The following is a 17,970-nucleotide window of genomic DNA, read 5'->3' as shown; positions in this document are numbered from 1 at the left end:
ATGCGTATTTCTACGCATTATGGTGTAGGAAACTTTCCAGTATTCTTCTGATAGCAAAAATCTGAAACATAATGATACAAGGAATGGGTAACCTGCGATCCAGCATAAAACCATCAGTGTAAGGAGAAATGATCATGTCATCAGAGAATATTACTAAAATTCTACTTGTCGAAGATTATTGGTTAATCAGGAAGAGTATTAAAAGTGGTTTGCATAGGTATGGAAGTTTGCGGTTTGTTGCAGAAGCTGAGAATAGTTTTCAAGCACTCGAACACCTGGAGTCAATGTCTATTGATCTGATCATTATGGATTATCAATTAACCGATAGCAGTCTTTGGGGAGTCGAGTTAACAAAAGAGATTTTAAAGAAATATACCAAAATAAAGATTATTTTCTGGAGTGTTCATACGCGAGAAATCGATGTCATTAGTGCTATGAAGGTTGGGGCTCATGGTTATCTATCTAAGCAGAGTGCAGACGATGAAATAAAGGCGGTGATTGATAAAGTCATGCGAGGTGAAGCGGCATGGCCTTTTGATTTGGAGAGTAAGATCCAGAAAAGGAAGGGATTGTCTCCCATGAAAATGAAGGTTATTGGGTTGCTATCGCAAGGCATGGGATACAAGCAAATCGCTTATGATCTTCTAATTGAGGAATATAATAAAAAGGTCAGCAGATTTGGCGTTGATCATGTGCTAGAAGAATTTGGTACATTTGATAGATACATCATGCAGAAATGTACTTTCTCAAAAAGTGATGGCGAGAAACTAGAGAAACGCAGTAAAACCCGCTTGGATTCACGCAAACGTACTGTAGAAGGCTACGCCACTGCAATAAAAAAGTGGTTTGGTGCTAAATCACTTTGTATGCTCGGCAAGAAAATCATTCAGGAAGGCCGACTTGAATATCGGCGCATTAGTTCAAATTGAACTTACGAAGCTGATTTGACTTCAGAATATTGATATTGAAGTGAAAGATTGTCATGGAGAGGGCGAAGAGACAACAGAGTCTAGGACACCCCCCTCCAATTACACAACAATCAAACCTCGACAATCCCTTGCAATTCCTGAAACAGCAGCCGGAAACTCTTGGGTGGTTTTTCTGCTGCCTTCTCTTTTTGCGCATTGCGGATCAGCAGTCTTAGGCGCTGCAAGTCGGCTTGCGGATATTTCTGTGCAAATTCGGTAAGCGCGTTGTCATCGTTCAGCAGCCGTTCGCGCCAGCGTTCAAGCTGGTGCAGGCGGGCGGTTTGGTGTGTGGATGTTTGCTGCCAGGAATCGAGCTTTTCCTTAACCGGCAGCGCATCGATTTCGCGCATCAGGCGTCCAATGTATTGCATCTGACGCCGCCGTGCGCCATGTTTTTGCATGGGCCGGGCCTGGCTGATGGCGTCGATTAAAGTTTCCGGCAAATCAAACTCTGTCAGTTTTTTCGGATCCAGTTCCACCAGTTGCTCACCGATTTCCTGCAAGGCATGCATGTCTTTTTTGCGCTTCGTTTTACTCGGCGCGCTTTCTTCGTTGTCGTCGTATTCCGGTTCTTTTTGCACGGTAACCTGTGTAATGCGGTGTGAATAAGCTGTTATCATAGCCTCCTCGTTTGAAATCCGCTTATATTTTCATCTTTATTGTACGACATGAATAATTTACCCGTTTCCGATACCCGATTTTCCTATCCTATCAGCACACTGCAACAAATCGCCCGCGATATTTTGCAACATGCTCAAAAAGGCGGCGCCAGCGCTTGCGAGACGAATGTTTCCGATGGTTTTGGACAAACCGTCACGGTGCGTCAGGATGCCGTGGAAACGATTGAATACAATCGTGATAAAGGCTTGTCCGTGACGGTTTATATCGGACAGAAGCGCGGCCACGCCAGCACCTCTGATTTTTCCTCGCAGGCGATCAGCGACACGGTTGCCGCCGCGTTATCGATCGCGCGTTACACCGCGGACGACGATTGTGCCGGATTGGCGGAAGCGGAATTGCTGGCTAAAAACTACCCAAGTTTAAATTTGTATTACCCGTGGCAAATCAGCGTTGAAGAAGCCATCGAACTGGCGAGAAGCTGCGAACAAGCCGCGTACGCTGCGGACAAGCGCATTACTAATTCCGAAGGTGCGACCATTTCCGTCAGTGAATCGCAATTTATCTATGCCAACAGTCTGGGATTCATGGGCGGTTATCCGCTATCGCGCCACAGCATCAGTTGCGCCATGATCGCAGAGCAAGGCGACAGCAAACAACGTGATTACTGGTACAGTGTGGCGCGTGACGCCGCCGATCTGGAGACGGTGCAAAGCATCGGTGAAAAAACGGGCAAGCGCAGCGCAGCGCGTTTAGGTGCGAGAAAGATCGACACCTGCGAAGTACCGGTATTGTTTGAAGCGCCGATTGCTTCCGGCTTAATCGGGCATTTCGCTTCGGCGGTGAGCGGCAGCAATCTATACCGAAAATCTTCCTTTCTGCTGGATAGCATCGGCCAGCAGGTTTTCGCGCCGGATATCCAGATTCTGGAGCGCCCTCATCTGCACAAAGGCCTGGCGAGCGGTCCGTTCGACGACGATGGCGTCGCGACCGTCGATCGTAACATCGTGGAAAACGGCACTGTGCAGGGTTATTTCCTGGGCAGTTACTCCGCGCGCAAACTTGGTATGCGCACCACCGGAAACGCTGGTGGCACGCATAATCTGATCATGCAGAACGGCACGGCAATGGGCTTTGACGCGATGCTAAAGCAGATGGGCAACGGCTTGTTAGTCACCGAACTGCTCGGGCACGGCATCAATGCAGTTACCGGAGATTATTCACGCGGCGCTTCCGGGTTCTGGGTCGAAAACGGTGCCATCAGTTATCCGGTCGAAGAAATTACCATCGCCGGCAATTTGAAAGATATGTTCCGGAACATCGCAGCCATTGGTAATGATGTCATAGTGCGCGGATCGAAACAGTGCGGCTCGGTATTGATCAACCGCATGACGGTAGCCGGAGGTTGAAAACGCTGCATGAAGGTATTGCGGTGTATTGAGCGAGCGATAGATAAATTGACGGGTGCGGCCCGTTGATCGGAAGTTTAACCGGATTTCCCCGCTTATCGCTTTTGCAGCAAAAAAATGAACTCCTGGTCTACCTCAGACAACGATAACAATTCATTTCCGGTTTGTTCGGCAAAAACCTGAAAATCGATCACGGAACCCGGATCTGTTGCAACGATTCTCAATATTTGCCCGCTGACCATCCCAGCCAGCGATTGCTTGGTGCGTAGAATGGGCAGCGGGCAATTCAAGCCACGCGCATCTAACTCTTTATCTGCTTTCTGCATTTCTTAGTCATATTATTGGGCGCATTACTATACTGCCTGCGTGGGCGAATTCAAAGACCGGAGGTAGCTTATCCGGTATTTTATCTTAGCACCAAGGGCTGCGATGACGTGTCGTATGGTTGATTTAAGGTTTTCTTGGTTACAGTCAAGCTGGTTTTTACAACTAATTCTTTTAGAATAAATCGCTTGGTGTTATAATCCCGGCCTTTTGTTTTATCTTGTTATTCAATCAAAGTTATCGAGGATTTTGCCAATTTATGACGACAATTAAAGTTAAGGAAAACGAACCATTTGAAGTTGCTATGCGCCGCTTTAAGCGTTCAATCGAGAAAACAGGAATACTGACCGAATTGCGCGCTCGCGAATTTTATGAAAAACCGACCGCAGAACGCAAACGCAAACTAGCAGCAGCTGTGAAGCGGAATTACAAGCGCTTACGCAGCCAGTTGTTGCCACCTAAGCTTTATTAAATCGTTATATATTAATACCGGTTTTTCTTCCGGTAGCGTTTTTCCAAAATGATGAGTTGATAATCGATTAATTGCATCTATTTATCATGAGCTTAAAACAGAAAATCACGGAAGATATGAAAGCAGCGATGCGCATGGGTAACACCAAACAGCGGGATACTATCCGCTTGCTGCAAGCTGCAATCAAGCAACGTGAAGTGGATGAACGCATAGTGCTGGATGATGCGGCTGTCATTGCGGTTATTGAAAAAATGCTCAAGCAGCGCAAGGATTCTATTGCTCAGTATGAAGCCGCGCAGCGATTGGATCTGGCCAATATTGAGAAAGAGGAAGTTACTATTCTCAGTGCCTATATGCCGCAAGCATTTAGCGATTCCGAAATCGATGCGTTGATCACTGAAGCCATTTCAGAAACGAATGCAGCCGGCATGCAGGATATGGGCAAAGTTATGGCCATACTGAAACCGAAGCTGGCCGGTCGTGCTGATATGGGTAAAGTGTCAGCACTGATTAAAGCCAAGATATCAGCTTGATATTGATTGGCTATTGCGGATTATTCTCAAAACAAACCATAACGATTGCAATTTATTTATACTTGAAGCTGATTGTTATTGACAGCTCCGGGTAGATGATTCCGCAATCTTTTATACATGATTTACTCAGTCGCGTGGATATTGTCGATGCGATTGATCGTCATGTCCCGCTGAAAAAAGCGGGCGCTAATTTTGTTGCCTGCTGTCCGTTCCATAGCGAAAAGACCCCTTCATTCACAGTCAGTCAAACCAAGCAGTTTTACCATTGCTTTGGTTGCGGCGCGCATGGCAATGCGATCAGTTTTTTGATTGAATATAGCGGCTTAAGCTTTGTCGAAGCAGTGCAAGATCTGGCGGCCTACGCTGGTATGCAATTACCGGAGCAACAAAGCAGTAATGTGTCTCATCATTCTGCCTCGGATGACTCACAGCAGGATTTCGCAAGCGATTATGACCGTAACAACGCTGAAATATCGCCGCAAGACCTGTTAAATGCACTACAAATCGCCACCCGCTATTACCGCGAGCAGCTAAAGGTTTCCGAAAAAGCCATCGCCTATCTTAAAAAGCGTGGCCTATCCGGTAAAACGGCGGCACGATTTGCTATTGGCTACGCTCCTGCAGACTGGCAAAACCTTGAAGCGGTTTTTTCTGATTATAATTCAGACAAAACCCGGAAATTATTGACGCAAGCTGGATTAGTCATTACCAACGGTGAAACCAAGCAATATGACCGGTTCAGGGACCGGATCATGTTTCCAATCCTTAATCAGAAAGGGCAGATTATTGGCTTTGGCGGTCGTGTACTTGCAAAAGAAGAACCTAAGTATCTGAACTCCCCCGAAACGATTTTATTTGAAAAGGGACGAGAGCTGTATAACCTGTTCTCGGCGCGCCGCGCTATCCGCGAAGCGAATTGCGTCATTGTTGTAGAGGGATATATGGATGTCATCGCCCTATCGCAACACGGGATTGATTATGCGGTAGCCGCCTTAGGTACCGCGACGACGAGTTTTCATGTACAAAAACTCTTGCGTCAGACGGATAACATTATTTTTTGCTTCGATGGTGACAAAGCAGGCAGAAAAGCAGCCTGGCGCGCACTCGAGAATAGCTTGGCGCTGCTATCCGACGGTAAATATCTGAGTTTTCTTTTTTTGCCCGAGGGAGCAGACCCGGATAGCTATATCAATCAATTTGGTAAAGAATCTTTTGAACAGCAGCTCAAACACACTCTGCCGTTATCGGAATTTCTATTCAAGGAGTTATGCTCAGAAGTCAATCTTCAAACCAGCGAAGGCCGCGCAAAATTGATCAGTGATGCAAAGCCGCTGCTGCAACAAGTCACGGCCCCGGCTCTATCGCTGATACTGATCAGGCGCTTAGCGGAGCTTAGTGAGATTGATCAAGGGGAATTGGATGAGTTGCTGCAGATCAAACGCTCATCCAAAATGCGTACAATTGAGAATAAACCAGCAAAACAAATCATTTCGCCTTTACGCTGGCTCATACTGATGTTGTTGCTTAATCCAGACTGTATCGAGAAACTGGATAAAAGCTGGCTTGCAGAATGGAACGAAAACACGGAAGAAGCTGTTGCATTAAAAGCATTGGTTGATTTTCTTGATAAGCACCCCCACATAGCGAAAAATAAATCAGCACATTCATTGCTGACTTATTTGCAAAATAGCCCGCACAAAACATTGCTGGAAAGTATTAAAAGTGAGGCGCTAAAGTGGGATGACGGATTTGATTTAGAAGCAGAATTCTTAGGCGCATTAAAAATATTGCAGCAAGCATACCGCAAAAAGCGTTTTACCGAATTAAAGAATAAATCTATGACAATGAGTATGTTAACCGATGCGGAGAAACAAGAATTTCAGCAATTGATCAAGCAGCAAAATTAGTTATTAGGTGTCAGTAATATCGAATTTTGATATAATCTCGCACTTTCAGCTTTTAATTCATCCAAATTATTGGGAATCCAATATGCCAAAAACAAAAGCGGTCGAATCAAAAGATAAAGATAATAAAATTATTAAGAAATCAACAGCTCAGAAAATAAAAGATACTGGCAATGAAATGGTGGAAAAAGAAGAGTCTAAGAAATTAACAGCTAAAACTGAAAAAAGTGTTAAGGCAACCGGCAAAAAAACAAATGAAAAAGCAACCGGCCTAGAGGCAACCGATTCTGCAGAAATAAAAGAAGCGCCGGTTAAATCAACACGCACTGCGGCAGAATTTTCTCAAGCCATGCTTGGTGGCGATGATGTTGAGTTCAATATAGGCAAGAAAGCCAGAGGTAGAACCCCCAAAAAGAATAAGGCGGCTGGAGGACTGGATTCTATTGATGATATAGACTCGGTTTCCGTTATTGAAGGTGGTAATCCGCAACCGCAAGATATCGAAGCGCGGCGCATGCGCTTGAAAATACTGATCGGATTAGGCAAAGAGCGTGGCTATCTGACTTACGCCGAAATCAATGATCATTTGCCCGACGATATGCTGGATGCTGAGCAGATAGAAGGTATCATCAGCATGATCAATGATATGGGCATATCCGTGCATGATGAAGCGCCGGATGCGGAAACATTGCTGATGTCCGATGCCGCAACCACCGTGGCTGATGAAGATGTGGCGGAAGAAGCGGAAGCAGCGCTCTCTACGGTAGATTCCGAGTTTGGACGGACAACAGATCCCGTGCGCATGTATATGCGCGAAATGGGTTCGGTGGGTCTGCTGACACGTGAAAGTGAGATTGAAATCGCAAAACGCATCGAAGGCGGTTTGCGTCATATGATTCAGGCAATTTCTGCTTGTCCTCCGATCATCGCGAAAATTGTTGATTTGGCTACGGAAGTTGAGAAGGACATATTACGCATTGATGAAGTGGTTGATGGATTGTTGGACGCCAATGCGCAAGAAATCACGAACGAAGAATTTTCAGAAGAATCTTTAGAGCAGGAGTTAGCTTCCAGCGATCTTGGCGATGATGACGAAGATGAAGATGGTGATGGCGCATCAATTGCCAGTGCGGATTTGTTGAAACTTAAAGCAGATGCATTGGAGCGTTTCACGGTAATCCGTGAAATATATACCGAAATGCAAGACCTGCTTGAGAAAGAAGGCCCTTATCATCAAGGTTATATTGAGCTTCAGGACAAAATCTCATCCGAGCTGATGGGTATACGGTTCTCGGCGAAAATGGTAGAGAAGCTCTGTGATACTCAGCGCGAACTCGTGGGAGATGTGCGCAACTATGAGCGCAGGATAATGGATTTATGCGTATCCAAAGCAAAAATGCCCAGGAATCACTTCATCAAAACGTTTCCTGGGAATGAAACCGATCTTGATTGGGTAGCGCAAGAAATCGCCATTGGAAAGCCTTATAGTCAAGCGCTTGAACACTATAAACCTGCAATTTTGGAAGAGCAGCGGAATTTGCTGGAACTCAAAAACAAGGTTGGCATTCCGATCAAAGACTTAAAAGAAATTAATCGCAAAATGTCAACGGGCGAGGCTAAAGCGCGCCGGGCCAAACGCGAGATGACGGAAGCCAATTTACGGCTGGTAATTTCTATTGCTAAGAAATACACTAACCGTGGATTACAATTTCTCGATCTGATTCAAGAAGGCAATATCGGTCTTATGAAAGCAGTCGATAAATTTGAGTACCGGCGTGGTTACAAATTTTCAACATATGCTACATGGTGGATACGCCAGGCGATCACCCGTTCCATTGCGGATCAGGCGAGAACCATCCGGATTCCCGTGCATATGATTGAAACGATTAATAAAATGAATCGTATTTCACGTCAGATTTTGCAGGAAACCGGACAAGAACCTGAACCGGCGGTTTTAGCGCAAAAAATGGAGATGCCCGAAGAGAAAATTCGTAAAATTCTTAAGATTTCCAAGGAACCAATCTCCATGGAGACCCCGATTGGTGACGATGAAGATTCACATCTAGGTGATTTTATCGAAGATGCAGCCACGATGGCGCCTGCAGATGCGGCAGTTTACGCAAGCTTGCGCGGTGTCACTAAGGACATTCTGGATTCTTTAACCCCGCGTGAAGCCAAAGTGCTGCGTATGCGTTTCGGCATTGAAATGAATACCGACCATACCTTAGAAGAGGTCGGCAAACAATTCGATGTTACCCGTGAACGCATTCGTCAAATCGAAGCCAAAGCACTGCGCAAGTTACGTCACCCTGCTCGTTCTGAACGTTTACGCAGCTTTTTGGATACCGGCAACAATTAAAATAAGCAATAAGGGTCTGTAGCTCAGTTGGTTAGAGCAGGGGACTCATAATCCCTTGGTCGTAGGTTCAAGTCCTACCAGACCCACCAATAAACCAAGAGGTTAGATAATTATCTAACCTCTTTTTTTCTTTATGGTGTGCGCGATTGTATCGTCTAGGACATTAGAAACAAGGTTTGCATGCTGCATTCGGGTCGGCATCGAAGGGAGCGAGGTCATGAACGGTGAAACACCATCTGACCGACCGTAGTACACATGAAAACAGATGGGAAATTGGATCGAAATTGGTTCAGGGGAACTCGAAGATAGCACTGTGTGCATTGCGGAAAAATTCCACTATGATTGCTTGCGATAGAACTCACACTTCAGTGCGTAGAGACTTTAGCTCAATTAAACTGAGATTTCTAGCACTAAAAGAAGCAGCAAGAGATTGTGTTGTGCATTGACAGAAAAGAGCAATTGTCATATCTCCGGTTACTGTGATAAATTGAAATAACATTATAGATTGCAGAAGGTTAGTTCAAATTTCACATCACCTTCATAGACTTTGTTTTTTTGGTTCGTGTGCATCGGAATGAAACGGATATTCAGTGCATATTTGTTAGCGCTGATCTCTGGCACGCAGGGCAATTGATCGCTTAAATTAAGCCTTAGCATGTGTGCAGTGTATTCCGATCCCGTTTGCTGGAAAATTCCTTGATTTGCAACCACCTGCAAGGTTCTGCCACTTTTTCTCAACAGGTAAAGCACAATTCCGAATGCGTTTCGGATGGGTTGGAACGGCGTTAACCACTCGTCGAAGTCTTTGTGCCGATGGGCAGGATCCAAATTCAACCAGTAATGATAGGATGGCAAGTCAAATACACAGCAACCGCCAGGTATTCCAATGCGTTGCTTGATTGCCATTAACCATTCATTTTCACGCAGATGCTCACCGACTTTGCCTGGGAAATCCAGCATTTCCCGGAAGGTGATTTTTATGTCATTGAGTACATTATCCAATGCGGTTTCAGACACCTCGGGATTTTTTCGGAGCATTTCGAGTATTTGTTTCTGCCGCTCAAGTTCTTGCAGTAAATCTGATTTGATATCAGCCCGGCTTGTGATCTCAAGCACTTCAAATAAAGCGATGAGTGACGCGTGGTGCTCGGTCGCAGTATCTTTCGTAGAGAAGAAATCAATCTTATTAAATAGATCCTCAAGTCGAAGAAGGGTACGTATGCGCTCATTGAGCGGGTGTTCGTAACAAATCACAATAGTTGTACATCCACAAGAGAAATTAGAGGTATTGAAGCTTTGCTGCAACTAAGATTATTTCACAAAAAAATAAATTTTCCCAAATAATTTCTTTAGTGCAAGTTTATGGCATCTGATTTATTCTGTGAAAGAATCAGATACTTATGATGTAGCTGGCTGACTTGTGTCTTCAGGAAATCGATATCTCGATTATTAGTAATTATATCATCGGCTTTTTGTAGGCGAGTTTGTCGAGAGATCTGTTGCGCCATGATCGCCTTCACTTGCTGCTCCGGTAATTGACTGCGTGCCATTGTGCGTGAAATTTGCACTGATTCCTCACAGTCAACCACCAGACTGCGCTGAATGATGCCGTCGTAATCATTCGTTTCAAATAATAATGGAACCACAAGTACGATATAAGGTGATTGGGTTTGTTCAATTTGTTCAATTACTTCTTTCAGTATCAACGGATGAAGGATTTCTTCCAGTTTACGTCGTGCATGACTGTCCGAGAATACCTGATTGCGCATTTTTTCTCTATCCAGAGAACCATTCGCTGTTAAGAAAGCATCTCCGAATGAGTTTCTTATCAAATTGATAGCTTGACCATCTGGCTGGGTTAATTTCCGGGCAATTACATCGGTATCAATGACATCAATACCTAATTCAGTGAAAAATTGACTGGCGCTTGATTTTCCACAACCGATTCCGCCAGTAAGTCCAACTATAAAAGTCATTGATTAAAATAAGCTAATGTAGGTATGAATGAGCTGCTCTCCCCAGAATAAAGCAATAAGTGCCCCGCCAACCAAATAGGGACCGAATGGAATAGGGATACTCTTATTCAGCTTGGCGGCAAGAATCAATCCGATACCGACCAGCGCACCGACCAGAGATGAGGAAAGTATTACCAATGGAAGCATGCTCCAGCCTAGCCACGAACCAATTGCGGCTAACAGTTTAAAATCGCCGTATCCCATGCCCTCTTTGCCGGTTATCAGTTTAAAGCACCAGTAAATGGACCACAAGGAAAGATAACCGGCGATGGCGCCAATGACTGCCGATTGGATATCGGTAAAGCCATGATTGATATTAACCAATAAGCCGATCCATAGTAATGGCAATGTTATATCATCCGGTAATAATTGCGTATCCAAGTCAATAACAGCTAAGGCGATGAGCGCCCATACGAAGATTAGTGCTGCAAGTGCGACAAAGCCGTAACCGAAGTGCCAAGCAACAAAACCGCTGATAATAGCGGTTGCTGCTTCTATTATCGGATAGCGCGGAGAAATGCGCGCATGGCATTGAGAGCAGCGTCCTCGTAGAAAAAGGTAGCTAATAACCGGAATATTTTCCCATGCGGTTATTTTATGTTCGCAGTGTATACACGTTGAACGCGGCGTAAGAAGGTTGAATTCGGGTAATGCTTGGGCCGCCTCACCATGGAGTTCCGCGCATTGTTGCAGCCAATTCCTTTTCATCATTTCAGGCAACCGGTAAATCACAACATTCAGGAAGCTGCCGATCATTAAACCGAGTATTGTCGTACAGGATACGAAGAAAACAGGCGAGTCTTGCAATATGGATAAGAATGACATGTTCTTAAGGAAATTATGTTTAATTAACAACCATGCCCATTTTGAAGATAGGTAAGTACATCGCAACAACCATACCGCCGATGAGCGTGCCCAATACGACCATAATGATGGGTTCCATCAGGCTGGAAAGCGCGGCTACTGCATCGTCCACCTCCGCTTCATAGAAATCGGCAATTTTACTGAGCATCGAGTCAAGCGATCCGGCCTCTTCACCAATGGCGACCATTTGGATGACCATATTAGGAAAAACGTTGGTGCCGGCCATCGAAGACGTCAAGCTGTTACCGGTACTGACTTCAAGCTGAATGGTCTTGGTGGCTTCGTAATAAATGAAATTTCCGGCAGCACCTGCCACAGAATCCAATGACTCTACCAATGGGACGCCGGCGGCAAACATGGTTGATAGTGTTCGAGACCAGCGTGCGATCGTGGCTTTGCGAATGACCTCACCGAAAATCGGTAATTTGAGCGCAAGACGATCCATGACCCGCTGCATCGGAACCGAGCGTTTCCAGGCATACAAGAAGCCATAGATTGCGCCGCCTAGAACCCCTAAAATTGCCCACCAATAAGCAACAAAAAAGTCTGAGATCGTCATTACCAGAAGCGTTGGGGCAGGCAATTCGGCGCCGAATCCTTCAAATAAATCTTTGAAAGCTGGAACGACAAAGATCATAATTACTGCGGTAATGATAAACGCAACCACAAGAATTGAAATCGGGTAAAAGAGTGCGGATTTGATTTTTCCCTTGATAGCTTGAATCTTTTCTTTATAGGTAGCCAGACGATCCAAAATACCATCCAAAATACCAGCCGCTTCACCTGCGCCGACAAGATTGCAGTAGAGTGCATCAAAATAGAGTGGATATTTCCGGAAGGCGTCCGTCAAATTGCTACCGGTTTCCACATCCGCTTTGATGTCCAATATTAATTTGCTTAAAGCGCGGTTGCTGTGGCCTCTTCCCACGATATCGAAAGCTTGTAATAGCGGCACGCCAGATTTCATCATGGTGGCCAGTTGACGCGTAAATAACGTAATATCCTTGTCTGTTATTTTGCCGCCGGATTGGGTTTTCTTGATTTTTGTGACTTTAATCCCTTGACGGCGCAATGTGGAAGTTACCACAACTGTTCCGGCAGCGCGCATCTCACCCTTCAGTTGTTTACCAGCTTTGTCCTTTCCTTCCCACGAATAATTGATTTCTTTTACTTTCTTTTCTGCATGCGCTGTGACAGTTGCCATCGTTAACTCCTAAGAACAGAGGCTCTCATGAAAATCAATACATTAAAATTCTGCTGCGGCTGTTGACAACAAAACCCCAGTGATTGTTTTGAGATTGTGCGGAATTAACGGCAGAGTTTTGTATATTCTTAGTGTTAATTTGAGAAACTGAATCAGCGAAGGATGCAACCGCACGACTTCATGAGCTGTTAGCTCGAGCGGCTTTAACGCCTTCATGAACGGTTGGGTATAACAACTGAATGCGCAGTTCCTTCTTCATTCTGAAATTCTTAAGCTGCCTGGATTCTTTCATGAAAGATAGCATGCCGGGCGATATTTGCTCGTAAGCTTGGCTTCGGCTGATGCGAGGAGGGTGCGGTAAATCAAAATGATCCGCGACCAGATCAAAATATTCTCCCATTTTGAGGCGGGAGTCATCACAGGTATGATAAATCCTGCTGGGCTTCGCGTGATGCAAAGCAGCATAAATGATTCGCGCAAGATCATCTGCGTGAATATGATTGGTATAACTGTCTTCACTGGCCAATATTGCCGGATGCCCTTCACGTAACCGCTTTAATGGCAGCCGGTCCGCCGCATAAATTCCGGGAACACGTAAAATCGAGACAGGAACGTGATTGCGTTTGCCCCAGTTGCGTATTTGCCTTTCAGCATCAATACGCCGTATTGCACGGTCATTTTCAGGATTAGCGGGGTGACTTTCATCGATCAATGCGCCATGACAATTACCATAAACGCCACTGGTACTGATATAGATAAATCGTTGTGGTAGAATCAGCGCACGATTTCTAGTCCGATTGGTTAATGCGGACAGTAAATGCGCGGTTCGATGATCGCGTAACCCTTGGTTGGGTGGAGGGGCCAGATGCAATATCAACTGTGCAACTCCAGCGAGTTTCTCAAGACTCTTCGGAGAATCCAGATTTCCGTAAACTGGAATAATTCCATGTGATCGTAAATGGTCGGAATTATCTAAGTTACGGTACAGACCGAGAATCCGGTAATGTGCTTGTAATAGTGGCGCTGTTCTAAGCGCGACATCACCACAACCAATAATTAATACTGCTTTCTTCATATAAGTTATTTGTTTCTAATTATTATATTTTCTATTTGTTTGCTACTCAATGTCGCATCAAATCATTATTCAGCCCAGCGGGCATGTTTTCCAGGTTGAGCCTGGAGAAACCATTCTTGAAGCGGCTCTGCGTGAAGGATTCTCGCTGCCCTACGGTTGCCGCAATGGTTCCTGTGGTATTTGCAAAGGAAGAATCATCCAAGGAGCAGTCGCTTATGGTAACTACAGTGAAGAAACCTTGACTGAAGAAGATAAGCGTGCCGGCAATGCATTGTTTTGTTGCGCTTCCCCATTAAGTGATTTGATAATCGAGTGTCACGAAATTGGTGCAATCAAAGATATTGAAATTAAAACCTTGCCCTGTCGGGTGCATAGGCTCGATCTTGTTGCTCCGGATGTGATGGTTATTTCTCTGAAACTTCCAACCAATCAGCGATTACAGTTTTTGGCCGGTCAGTATATCGATATTTTACTCAAAGATGGTAAACGGCGCAGTTTTTCCTTGGCGAATGCACCGCATGACGACGAATTGCTGCAATTGCATGTGCGAAATTATCCGGGTGGCGCATTTACAGAACATGTTTTTACGGACATGAAAGTTAAGGATATGCTTCGTTTCACAGGTCCATTGGGCTCATTCTTCTTAAGGGATACGCCGTCCGATACCGCTATTACGTTCCTAGCAAGCGGCACGGGATTTGCACCGATAAAAAGTATTCTCGAGCATATTTTTTATCAGGAAAGTAACCGGAATGAGAAAAGGAAAATGACCCTATACTGGGGAGCGCGTACAAAAGCTGATTTATATCTGATGGATTTGGCCGAAAGCTGGCAACAGCAGCACGATAATTTTACGTTTATTCCCGTGCTGTCGGATCCGTTGCCATCGGACAACTGGCAGGGGAGAACAGGTCTGGTGCACGAAGCTGTCATGCAGGATCATCACAATCTGGAAAAGCATCAAGTGTACGCTTGCGGTGTCCCTGCTATGGTCAAAGCTGCTTACCATGACTTTACCAATTATCGCAGCTTGCCAAAAGATGCTTTCTTTTCCGATGTATTCACGCCTTCAACCAGCAATCCCCAAGTTGCGCGGGAACCCTAGCGTTTTAACTGAGTTGTTTGAGTGTTAATTGCAACCCTTTGTTGTAATGATCCATTGCCAATTCATGTTTTCCGAGCTTTTCATTTAACTGCGCTAGGGCGAAATGCGCTTTGTGCCCGGCTTCAACAGATAAGCTTGCTTCCAGGTAATTTTGCGCTTTACCCCAAAGCTCACAATACGTACAGAGTTTGCCCAGCGTTAGCAGTAAAATCGCATTATTGGGGTGTGATCTAAGCCATACTTCGGCACATTCGATTTGTCTGCTGACGTGGTAATCCAAACATTCCGAATACAGCTCTATCAATTCGTTATCCCATGTCATCGGGATATTCGCTTCGATAATTTTATTGGCCATATTACAGTTACCTAATGAGATATAGGCACGCACGGCTGCGACAGAAAGCTTGCTGTCCATTTTATCCAGCGGTGATATGCATTGCCAATATTGATTCAATGATTGTAAATCGGTGGCTTTGCTTTTGATATTTTCTATTTGCGCATCGTGTTTTAATTTTTTTACCAGCGTTTTGTTCGCTGATTGGCGTTTTGCCAGTATGTCAACCAATTCAAGAACCGCATCCCAATTGCCGGCTTGCTGCTGAGCTTCCAGCTCCAGCTGCAGAACGGCAATGGATTGTAACCCGCCTTCTGAATAGAGCGACTGTAATATTCTCAGGGCCTCTTGATAGTCCCCTTTTTGCAACATAAATTCGGTTTTGGCGGCAAGGCACAATGATTTCTCATCCGGTGCTTGAGCCAGTGCAGTGTTCAAATATTGATCACGCGCAGCCACTTCATTAAGTATTTGAGCCGAGCGGGCTGCAATAACAGCGCTGATTGCTTTGGCTGTCGATGAATCGGCTAGCTTGAGCGCAATCGCTGTATTTTTTTGTGATTTAATGTAGTCGCCTTCAAGATAAGCTTTTAATCCGGACAAGAGCATTTCATCCGTTTTCTTATGGCGATGCCGTTGACTGAAACCAAAAATCCCCAGAATAAACCGGACTAGAATATAAAAAACAAAAAAGGCTACTGCTACCGCAAGGATGAATTGATCCAGCGGTAATTCCAATTGATAAGGCGGCATCTCGATGAGCGCGCGCCCTGTTGTGTTTTTAGCAGCTAGCGTGACAGCTACAGCAGCAGCGAATAGTGCCAATAGCCAGAGTATCAGTTTCATATATTCTCCTCATTGCAGTAGAGATGATCATTGTTAATATTGAACCGCCGATGGCAAATTACATGAACATCCGTTCGGTTGTACTATTTTCCGGTTACCTGAAAGTATGCTTGTAAGCCTTTCAGTAAGCCTTCGTCACCCGTGGAAGGCGCTTTTATGATTTTTTCCAGTCCTAACTCTTTGGCCGTTTGGGCAATTCGTTCATGAACTGTAAAAACCGGCGTTAATTTCAGCAATTGTTGGCCAAGCATGCCTATTATGTCAAATAAATTATGCAGTCCCTCGCTGCTGGTGATGATCACGGCATGAATTTTGCCTTGTGACCAATCAGCAAGTAGCGGTGCTGTATCAAGGTCGGGTTTTCTGCGCTGATAACATTCGGCGTATTCGAGATAAGCACCGCGTTGCGCGAGTGTGTCACCTAATAATTGCCGGCCGCCATTGCCGCGAAAGATGACAACTCGTTGCCCGGCCATGTGCTGTAGCTGATCGAGCTTGAGTAGCGCTTCGCTATCGGAATGCTCGGTTGGAATGAGCACATTGTTGACGCCGTATTGTTTCAAAGTGTCTGCGCTGCCTTTCCCGACCGCGGCAAATTTCAGGTGCGGCGGCAGCAATGCATACTGCTTGGTTATCAACGGCATGCTTTTGTTGACGGCATTGGGGCTGACAAAGATTGCCCAGTCGAATTCATCCAAGCGCTTGATCAGATCGGTTAAAGGACTCAGATCGGTGACATCGGCGATTTCCAGTACAGGAAGCAAAATCGGATTGCCGCCCAGCGCGCGGATACCTTCCGCAAGAACAGCGGATTGATGCTCAGGGCGGGTGACCAGAATATTAAGGCCGGTAAGTTGCGTGCTCGCAGGCAATGTTATTTCCAGCCCTCTGCGGGGACCAGGGTTGCCAGAATTTCACCGGCGCCTTTGTTGATCAGCTTTTGCGCTAATTGCTGTCCCATCGTAATGCCGGTTTCCGGTTTGCCTTTCAGCGCATCGCTGACAATGCGTTTGCCATCAGGTTGCGCCACGAATCCGCGCAGCTGGAGTTTGCCGTTGCTGATTTCAGCAAACGCACCCAGCGGCACTTGGCAACTGCCGCCCAATACACGGCTCAGTGCTCGCTCGGCTTCGACGCAATAAGCGGTTTCCTGATGGTGCAGCGGCTGCATCAGCGCAACCAGATCGGTGCGATTCGCCCGGCATTCGATACCCAATGCGCCTTGACCTACCGCAGGCAGGCTTTGCTCGGGACTCAGCAATGCGGTGATGCGATCGGATAATCCCAGCCGTTTTAAACCGGCGGCAGCCAGAATGATTGCGGCATATTGCCCTTCGTCGAGTTTACGCAGCCGGGTCTGCACATTGCCGCGCAAGGGATGAACTTCGAGATGCGGGAATTGCGCGCGCAGCTGGCTTTCGCGCCGCAAGCTTGAGGTGCCGACGATGCTGCCTTCAGGCAATGCATCCAGGCCGCTATAGTGAATGGAAACAAACGCATCGCGCGGATCTTCCCGCTCCGTTATGGCGGCCAGCGCAAATCCTTCCGGCACATTCATTGGCATATCTTTCATCGAATGCACCGCGATGTCGGCCCGGCCGTCTTCCAATGCCTGTTCGAGCTCTTTAATGAACAGGCCTTTTCCACCAATTTTTGCTAAGGACTGATCCAGTATTTGATCGCCGCGTGTTGTCATCCCAAGTATGCTGACTTCAGTTTGCGGGTATAATTCGCCGAGACGTTTTTGGATAAATTTGGCTTGCCACATAGCGAGTAAACTTTCCCGCGATGCAATGACGATTTTCTGTGGAGATAAAAGTGAGTTGGGCATTAATAGTATAAAATGAAAAAATTACAAAAAATTTTGTATGATGATTATTTTAGCATGGCCGGTACGGACTTTGCGTGTTGCAAGCGCGCGCCGGATTCTTTTTTGATCG

17 protein-coding genes and 1 tRNA gene are annotated in these 17,970 nt (G+C 45.7%); 8 read left to right on the top strand and 10 right to left on the bottom strand.

Annotation, left to right across the window (positions count from 1 at the left end):
- Positions 1-134: 134 nt before the first annotated feature.
- Positions 135-929, top strand: coding sequence for a response regulator transcription factor (locus R2083_RS14060; RefSeq protein ID WP_317538812.1), 795 nt, complete (start codon positions 135-137; stop codon positions 927-929).
- Between the two features lie 110 nt (positions 930-1,039).
- Here the strand turns inward: R2083_RS14060 and yjgA are convergent, their stop codons facing one another.
- Positions 1,040-1,588 carry a ribosome biogenesis factor YjgA gene (gene yjgA, locus R2083_RS14055; protein ID WP_317538811.1) on the bottom strand — a complete coding sequence of 183 codons (549 nt, stop codon included), beginning with the start codon at positions 1,586-1,588 and terminating at the stop codon, positions 1,040-1,042.
- Positions 1,589-1,636: 48 nt separating this feature from the next.
- On the opposite strand from yjgA, the gene pmbA reads away from it, so the two are divergent.
- On the top strand, positions 1,637-2,995 hold the full coding sequence (pmbA, locus tag R2083_RS14050; protein ID WP_317538810.1) for a metalloprotease PmbA: 1,359 nt from the start codon (positions 1,637-1,639) through the stop codon (positions 2,993-2,995).
- Between the two features lie 95 nt (positions 2,996-3,090).
- On the opposite strand, the gene R2083_RS14045 is transcribed toward pmbA, so the two are convergent.
- Positions 3,091-3,321, bottom strand: a complete 231-nt coding sequence (locus R2083_RS14045; protein WP_317531860.1) for a sulfurtransferase TusA family protein — start codon at positions 3,319-3,321, stop codon at positions 3,091-3,093.
- A 257-nt stretch (positions 3,322-3,578) separates the two neighbouring features.
- Here R2083_RS14045 and rpsU point away from each other — a divergent pair, with 257 nt between their 5' ends.
- The 5 genes from rpsU to R2083_RS14020 all read left to right on the top strand — a co-directional run bounded on the left by rpsU (position 3,579) and on the right by R2083_RS14020 (position 8,676).
- Positions 3,579-3,791 (top strand): 30S ribosomal protein S21, encoded by a 213-nt coding sequence (gene rpsU / locus R2083_RS14040; RefSeq protein WP_013648785.1) that lies wholly within the window; start codon positions 3,579-3,581, stop codon positions 3,789-3,791.
- Positions 3,792-3,877: 86 nt separating this feature from the next.
- A complete protein-coding gene (locus R2083_RS14035; RefSeq protein WP_317538809.1) occupies positions 3,878-4,324 on the top strand; it encodes a GatB/YqeY domain-containing protein in 447 nt (148 codons plus the stop codon).
- A gap of 95 nt (positions 4,325-4,419) precedes the next feature.
- Positions 4,420-6,231: a DNA primase gene (gene dnaG, locus R2083_RS14030; RefSeq protein WP_317531858.1), complete on the top strand. Its 1,812-nt coding sequence runs from the start codon at positions 4,420-4,422 to the stop codon at positions 6,229-6,231.
- Between the two features lie 82 nt (positions 6,232-6,313).
- A complete protein-coding gene (gene rpoD, locus R2083_RS14025) occupies positions 6,314-8,587 on the top strand; it encodes an RNA polymerase sigma factor RpoD (protein WP_317538808.1) in 2,274 nt (757 codons plus the stop codon).
- A 12-nt stretch (positions 8,588-8,599) separates the two neighbouring features.
- Positions 8,600-8,676, top strand: a tRNA-Ile gene (locus R2083_RS14020).
- Positions 8,677-9,085: 409 nt separating this feature from the next.
- On the opposite strand, the gene zapD is transcribed toward R2083_RS14020, so the two are convergent.
- The 5 genes from zapD to R2083_RS13995 all read right to left on the bottom strand — a co-directional run bounded on the left by zapD (position 9,086) and on the right by R2083_RS13995 (position 13,745).
- Positions 9,086-9,841 (bottom strand): cell division protein ZapD, encoded by a 756-nt coding sequence (gene zapD, locus R2083_RS14015; RefSeq protein WP_090321218.1) that lies wholly within the window; start codon positions 9,839-9,841, stop codon positions 9,086-9,088.
- A gap of 95 nt (positions 9,842-9,936) precedes the next feature.
- Positions 9,937-10,563 carry a dephospho-CoA kinase gene (gene coaE / locus R2083_RS14010; RefSeq protein WP_317531847.1) on the bottom strand — a complete coding sequence of 209 codons (627 nt, stop codon included), beginning with the start codon at positions 10,561-10,563 and terminating at the stop codon, positions 9,937-9,939.
- A 3-nt stretch (positions 10,564-10,566) separates the two neighbouring features.
- Positions 10,567-11,427 (bottom strand): A24 family peptidase, encoded by an 861-nt coding sequence (locus R2083_RS14005; protein ID WP_317538807.1) that lies wholly within the window; start codon positions 11,425-11,427, stop codon positions 10,567-10,569.
- 19 nt (positions 11,428-11,446) lie between these two features.
- Positions 11,447-12,670, bottom strand: a complete 1,224-nt coding sequence (locus tag R2083_RS14000; RefSeq protein ID WP_317531845.1) for a type II secretion system F family protein — start codon at positions 12,668-12,670, stop codon at positions 11,447-11,449.
- A gap of 178 nt (positions 12,671-12,848) precedes the next feature.
- Positions 12,849-13,745: an SDR family oxidoreductase gene (locus R2083_RS13995; RefSeq protein WP_317531844.1), complete on the bottom strand. Its 897-nt coding sequence runs from the start codon at positions 13,743-13,745 to the stop codon at positions 12,849-12,851.
- A gap of 49 nt (positions 13,746-13,794) precedes the next feature.
- Between R2083_RS13995 and R2083_RS13990 the strand changes: the two genes are divergently transcribed.
- Positions 13,795-14,850 (top strand): CDP-6-deoxy-delta-3,4-glucoseen reductase, encoded by a 1,056-nt coding sequence (locus tag R2083_RS13990; RefSeq protein ID WP_317531843.1) that lies wholly within the window; start codon positions 13,795-13,797, stop codon positions 14,848-14,850.
- 4 nt (positions 14,851-14,854) lie between these two features.
- On the opposite strand, the gene R2083_RS13985 is transcribed toward R2083_RS13990, so the two are convergent.
- From R2083_RS13985 to hemC, 3 genes are all read right to left on the bottom strand, one after another.
- Positions 14,855-16,030 carry a heme biosynthesis HemY N-terminal domain-containing protein gene (locus R2083_RS13985; RefSeq protein ID WP_317538806.1) on the bottom strand — a complete coding sequence of 392 codons (1,176 nt, stop codon included), beginning with the start codon at positions 16,028-16,030 and terminating at the stop codon, positions 14,855-14,857.
- Positions 16,031-16,113: 83 nt separating this feature from the next.
- Entirely contained in the window at positions 16,114-16,902 is a 789-nt protein-coding gene (locus R2083_RS13980) for a uroporphyrinogen-III synthase (RefSeq protein WP_317538805.1), read from the bottom strand.
- A 2-nt stretch (positions 16,903-16,904) separates the two neighbouring features.
- Positions 16,905-17,861, bottom strand: a complete 957-nt coding sequence (gene hemC / locus R2083_RS13975) for a hydroxymethylbilane synthase (RefSeq protein ID WP_317538804.1) — start codon at positions 17,859-17,861, stop codon at positions 16,905-16,907.
- Between the last annotated feature and the right edge of the window lie 109 nt (positions 17,862-17,970).

Source organism: Nitrosomonas sp. Is35 (genome assembly GCF_033063295.1).
Lineage (GTDB): Bacteria > Pseudomonadota > Gammaproteobacteria > Burkholderiales > Nitrosomonadaceae > Nitrosomonas.
Note: the sequence above shows the minus strand (reverse complement) of the source record. Positions and strands in the feature narration are given on the sequence as shown.

Excerpts from the sequence above, each read along its gene's own strand:
- R2083_RS14005 (WP_317538807.1), bottom strand. The coding sequence starts at position 11,427 with ATGTCATTCTTATCCATATTGCAAGACTCGCCTGTTTTCTTCGTATCC.
- coaE (WP_317531847.1), bottom strand. The coding sequence starts at position 10,563 with ATGACTTTTATAGTTGGACTTACTGGCGGAATCGGTTGTGGAAAATCA.
- R2083_RS14045 (WP_317531860.1), bottom strand. The coding sequence starts at position 3,321 with ATGCAGAAAGCAGATAAAGAGTTAGATGCGCGTGGCTTGAATTGCCCG.
- R2083_RS13995 (WP_317531844.1), bottom strand. The coding sequence starts at position 13,745 with ATGAAGAAAGCAGTATTAATTATTGGTTGTGGTGATGTCGCGCTTAGA.
- R2083_RS14035 (WP_317538809.1), top strand. The coding sequence starts at position 3,878 with ATGAGCTTAAAACAGAAAATCACGGAAGATATGAAAGCAGCGATGCGC.
- R2083_RS14000 (WP_317531845.1), bottom strand. The coding sequence starts at position 12,670 with ATGGCAACTGTCACAGCGCATGCAGAAAAGAAAGTAAAAGAAATCAAT.
- R2083_RS14060 (WP_317538812.1), top strand. The coding sequence starts at position 135 with ATGTCATCAGAGAATATTACTAAAATTCTACTTGTCGAAGATTATTGG.
- rpoD (WP_317538808.1), top strand. The coding sequence starts at position 6,314 with ATGCCAAAAACAAAAGCGGTCGAATCAAAAGATAAAGATAATAAAATT.
- R2083_RS13985 (WP_317538806.1), bottom strand. The coding sequence starts at position 16,030 with ATGAAACTGATACTCTGGCTATTGGCACTATTCGCTGCTGCTGTAGCT.
- yjgA (WP_317538811.1), bottom strand. The coding sequence starts at position 1,588 with ATGATAACAGCTTATTCACACCGCATTACACAGGTTACCGTGCAAAAA.
- hemC (WP_317538804.1), bottom strand. The coding sequence starts at position 17,861 with ATGCCCAACTCACTTTTATCTCCACAGAAAATCGTCATTGCATCGCGG.
- R2083_RS13990 (WP_317531843.1), top strand. The coding sequence starts at position 13,795 with ATGTCGCATCAAATCATTATTCAGCCCAGCGGGCATGTTTTCCAGGTT.
- pmbA (WP_317538810.1), top strand. The coding sequence starts at position 1,637 with ATGAATAATTTACCCGTTTCCGATACCCGATTTTCCTATCCTATCAGC.
- rpsU (WP_013648785.1), top strand. The coding sequence starts at position 3,579 with ATGACGACAATTAAAGTTAAGGAAAACGAACCATTTGAAGTTGCTATG.
- dnaG (WP_317531858.1), top strand. The coding sequence starts at position 4,420 with ATGATTCCGCAATCTTTTATACATGATTTACTCAGTCGCGTGGATATT.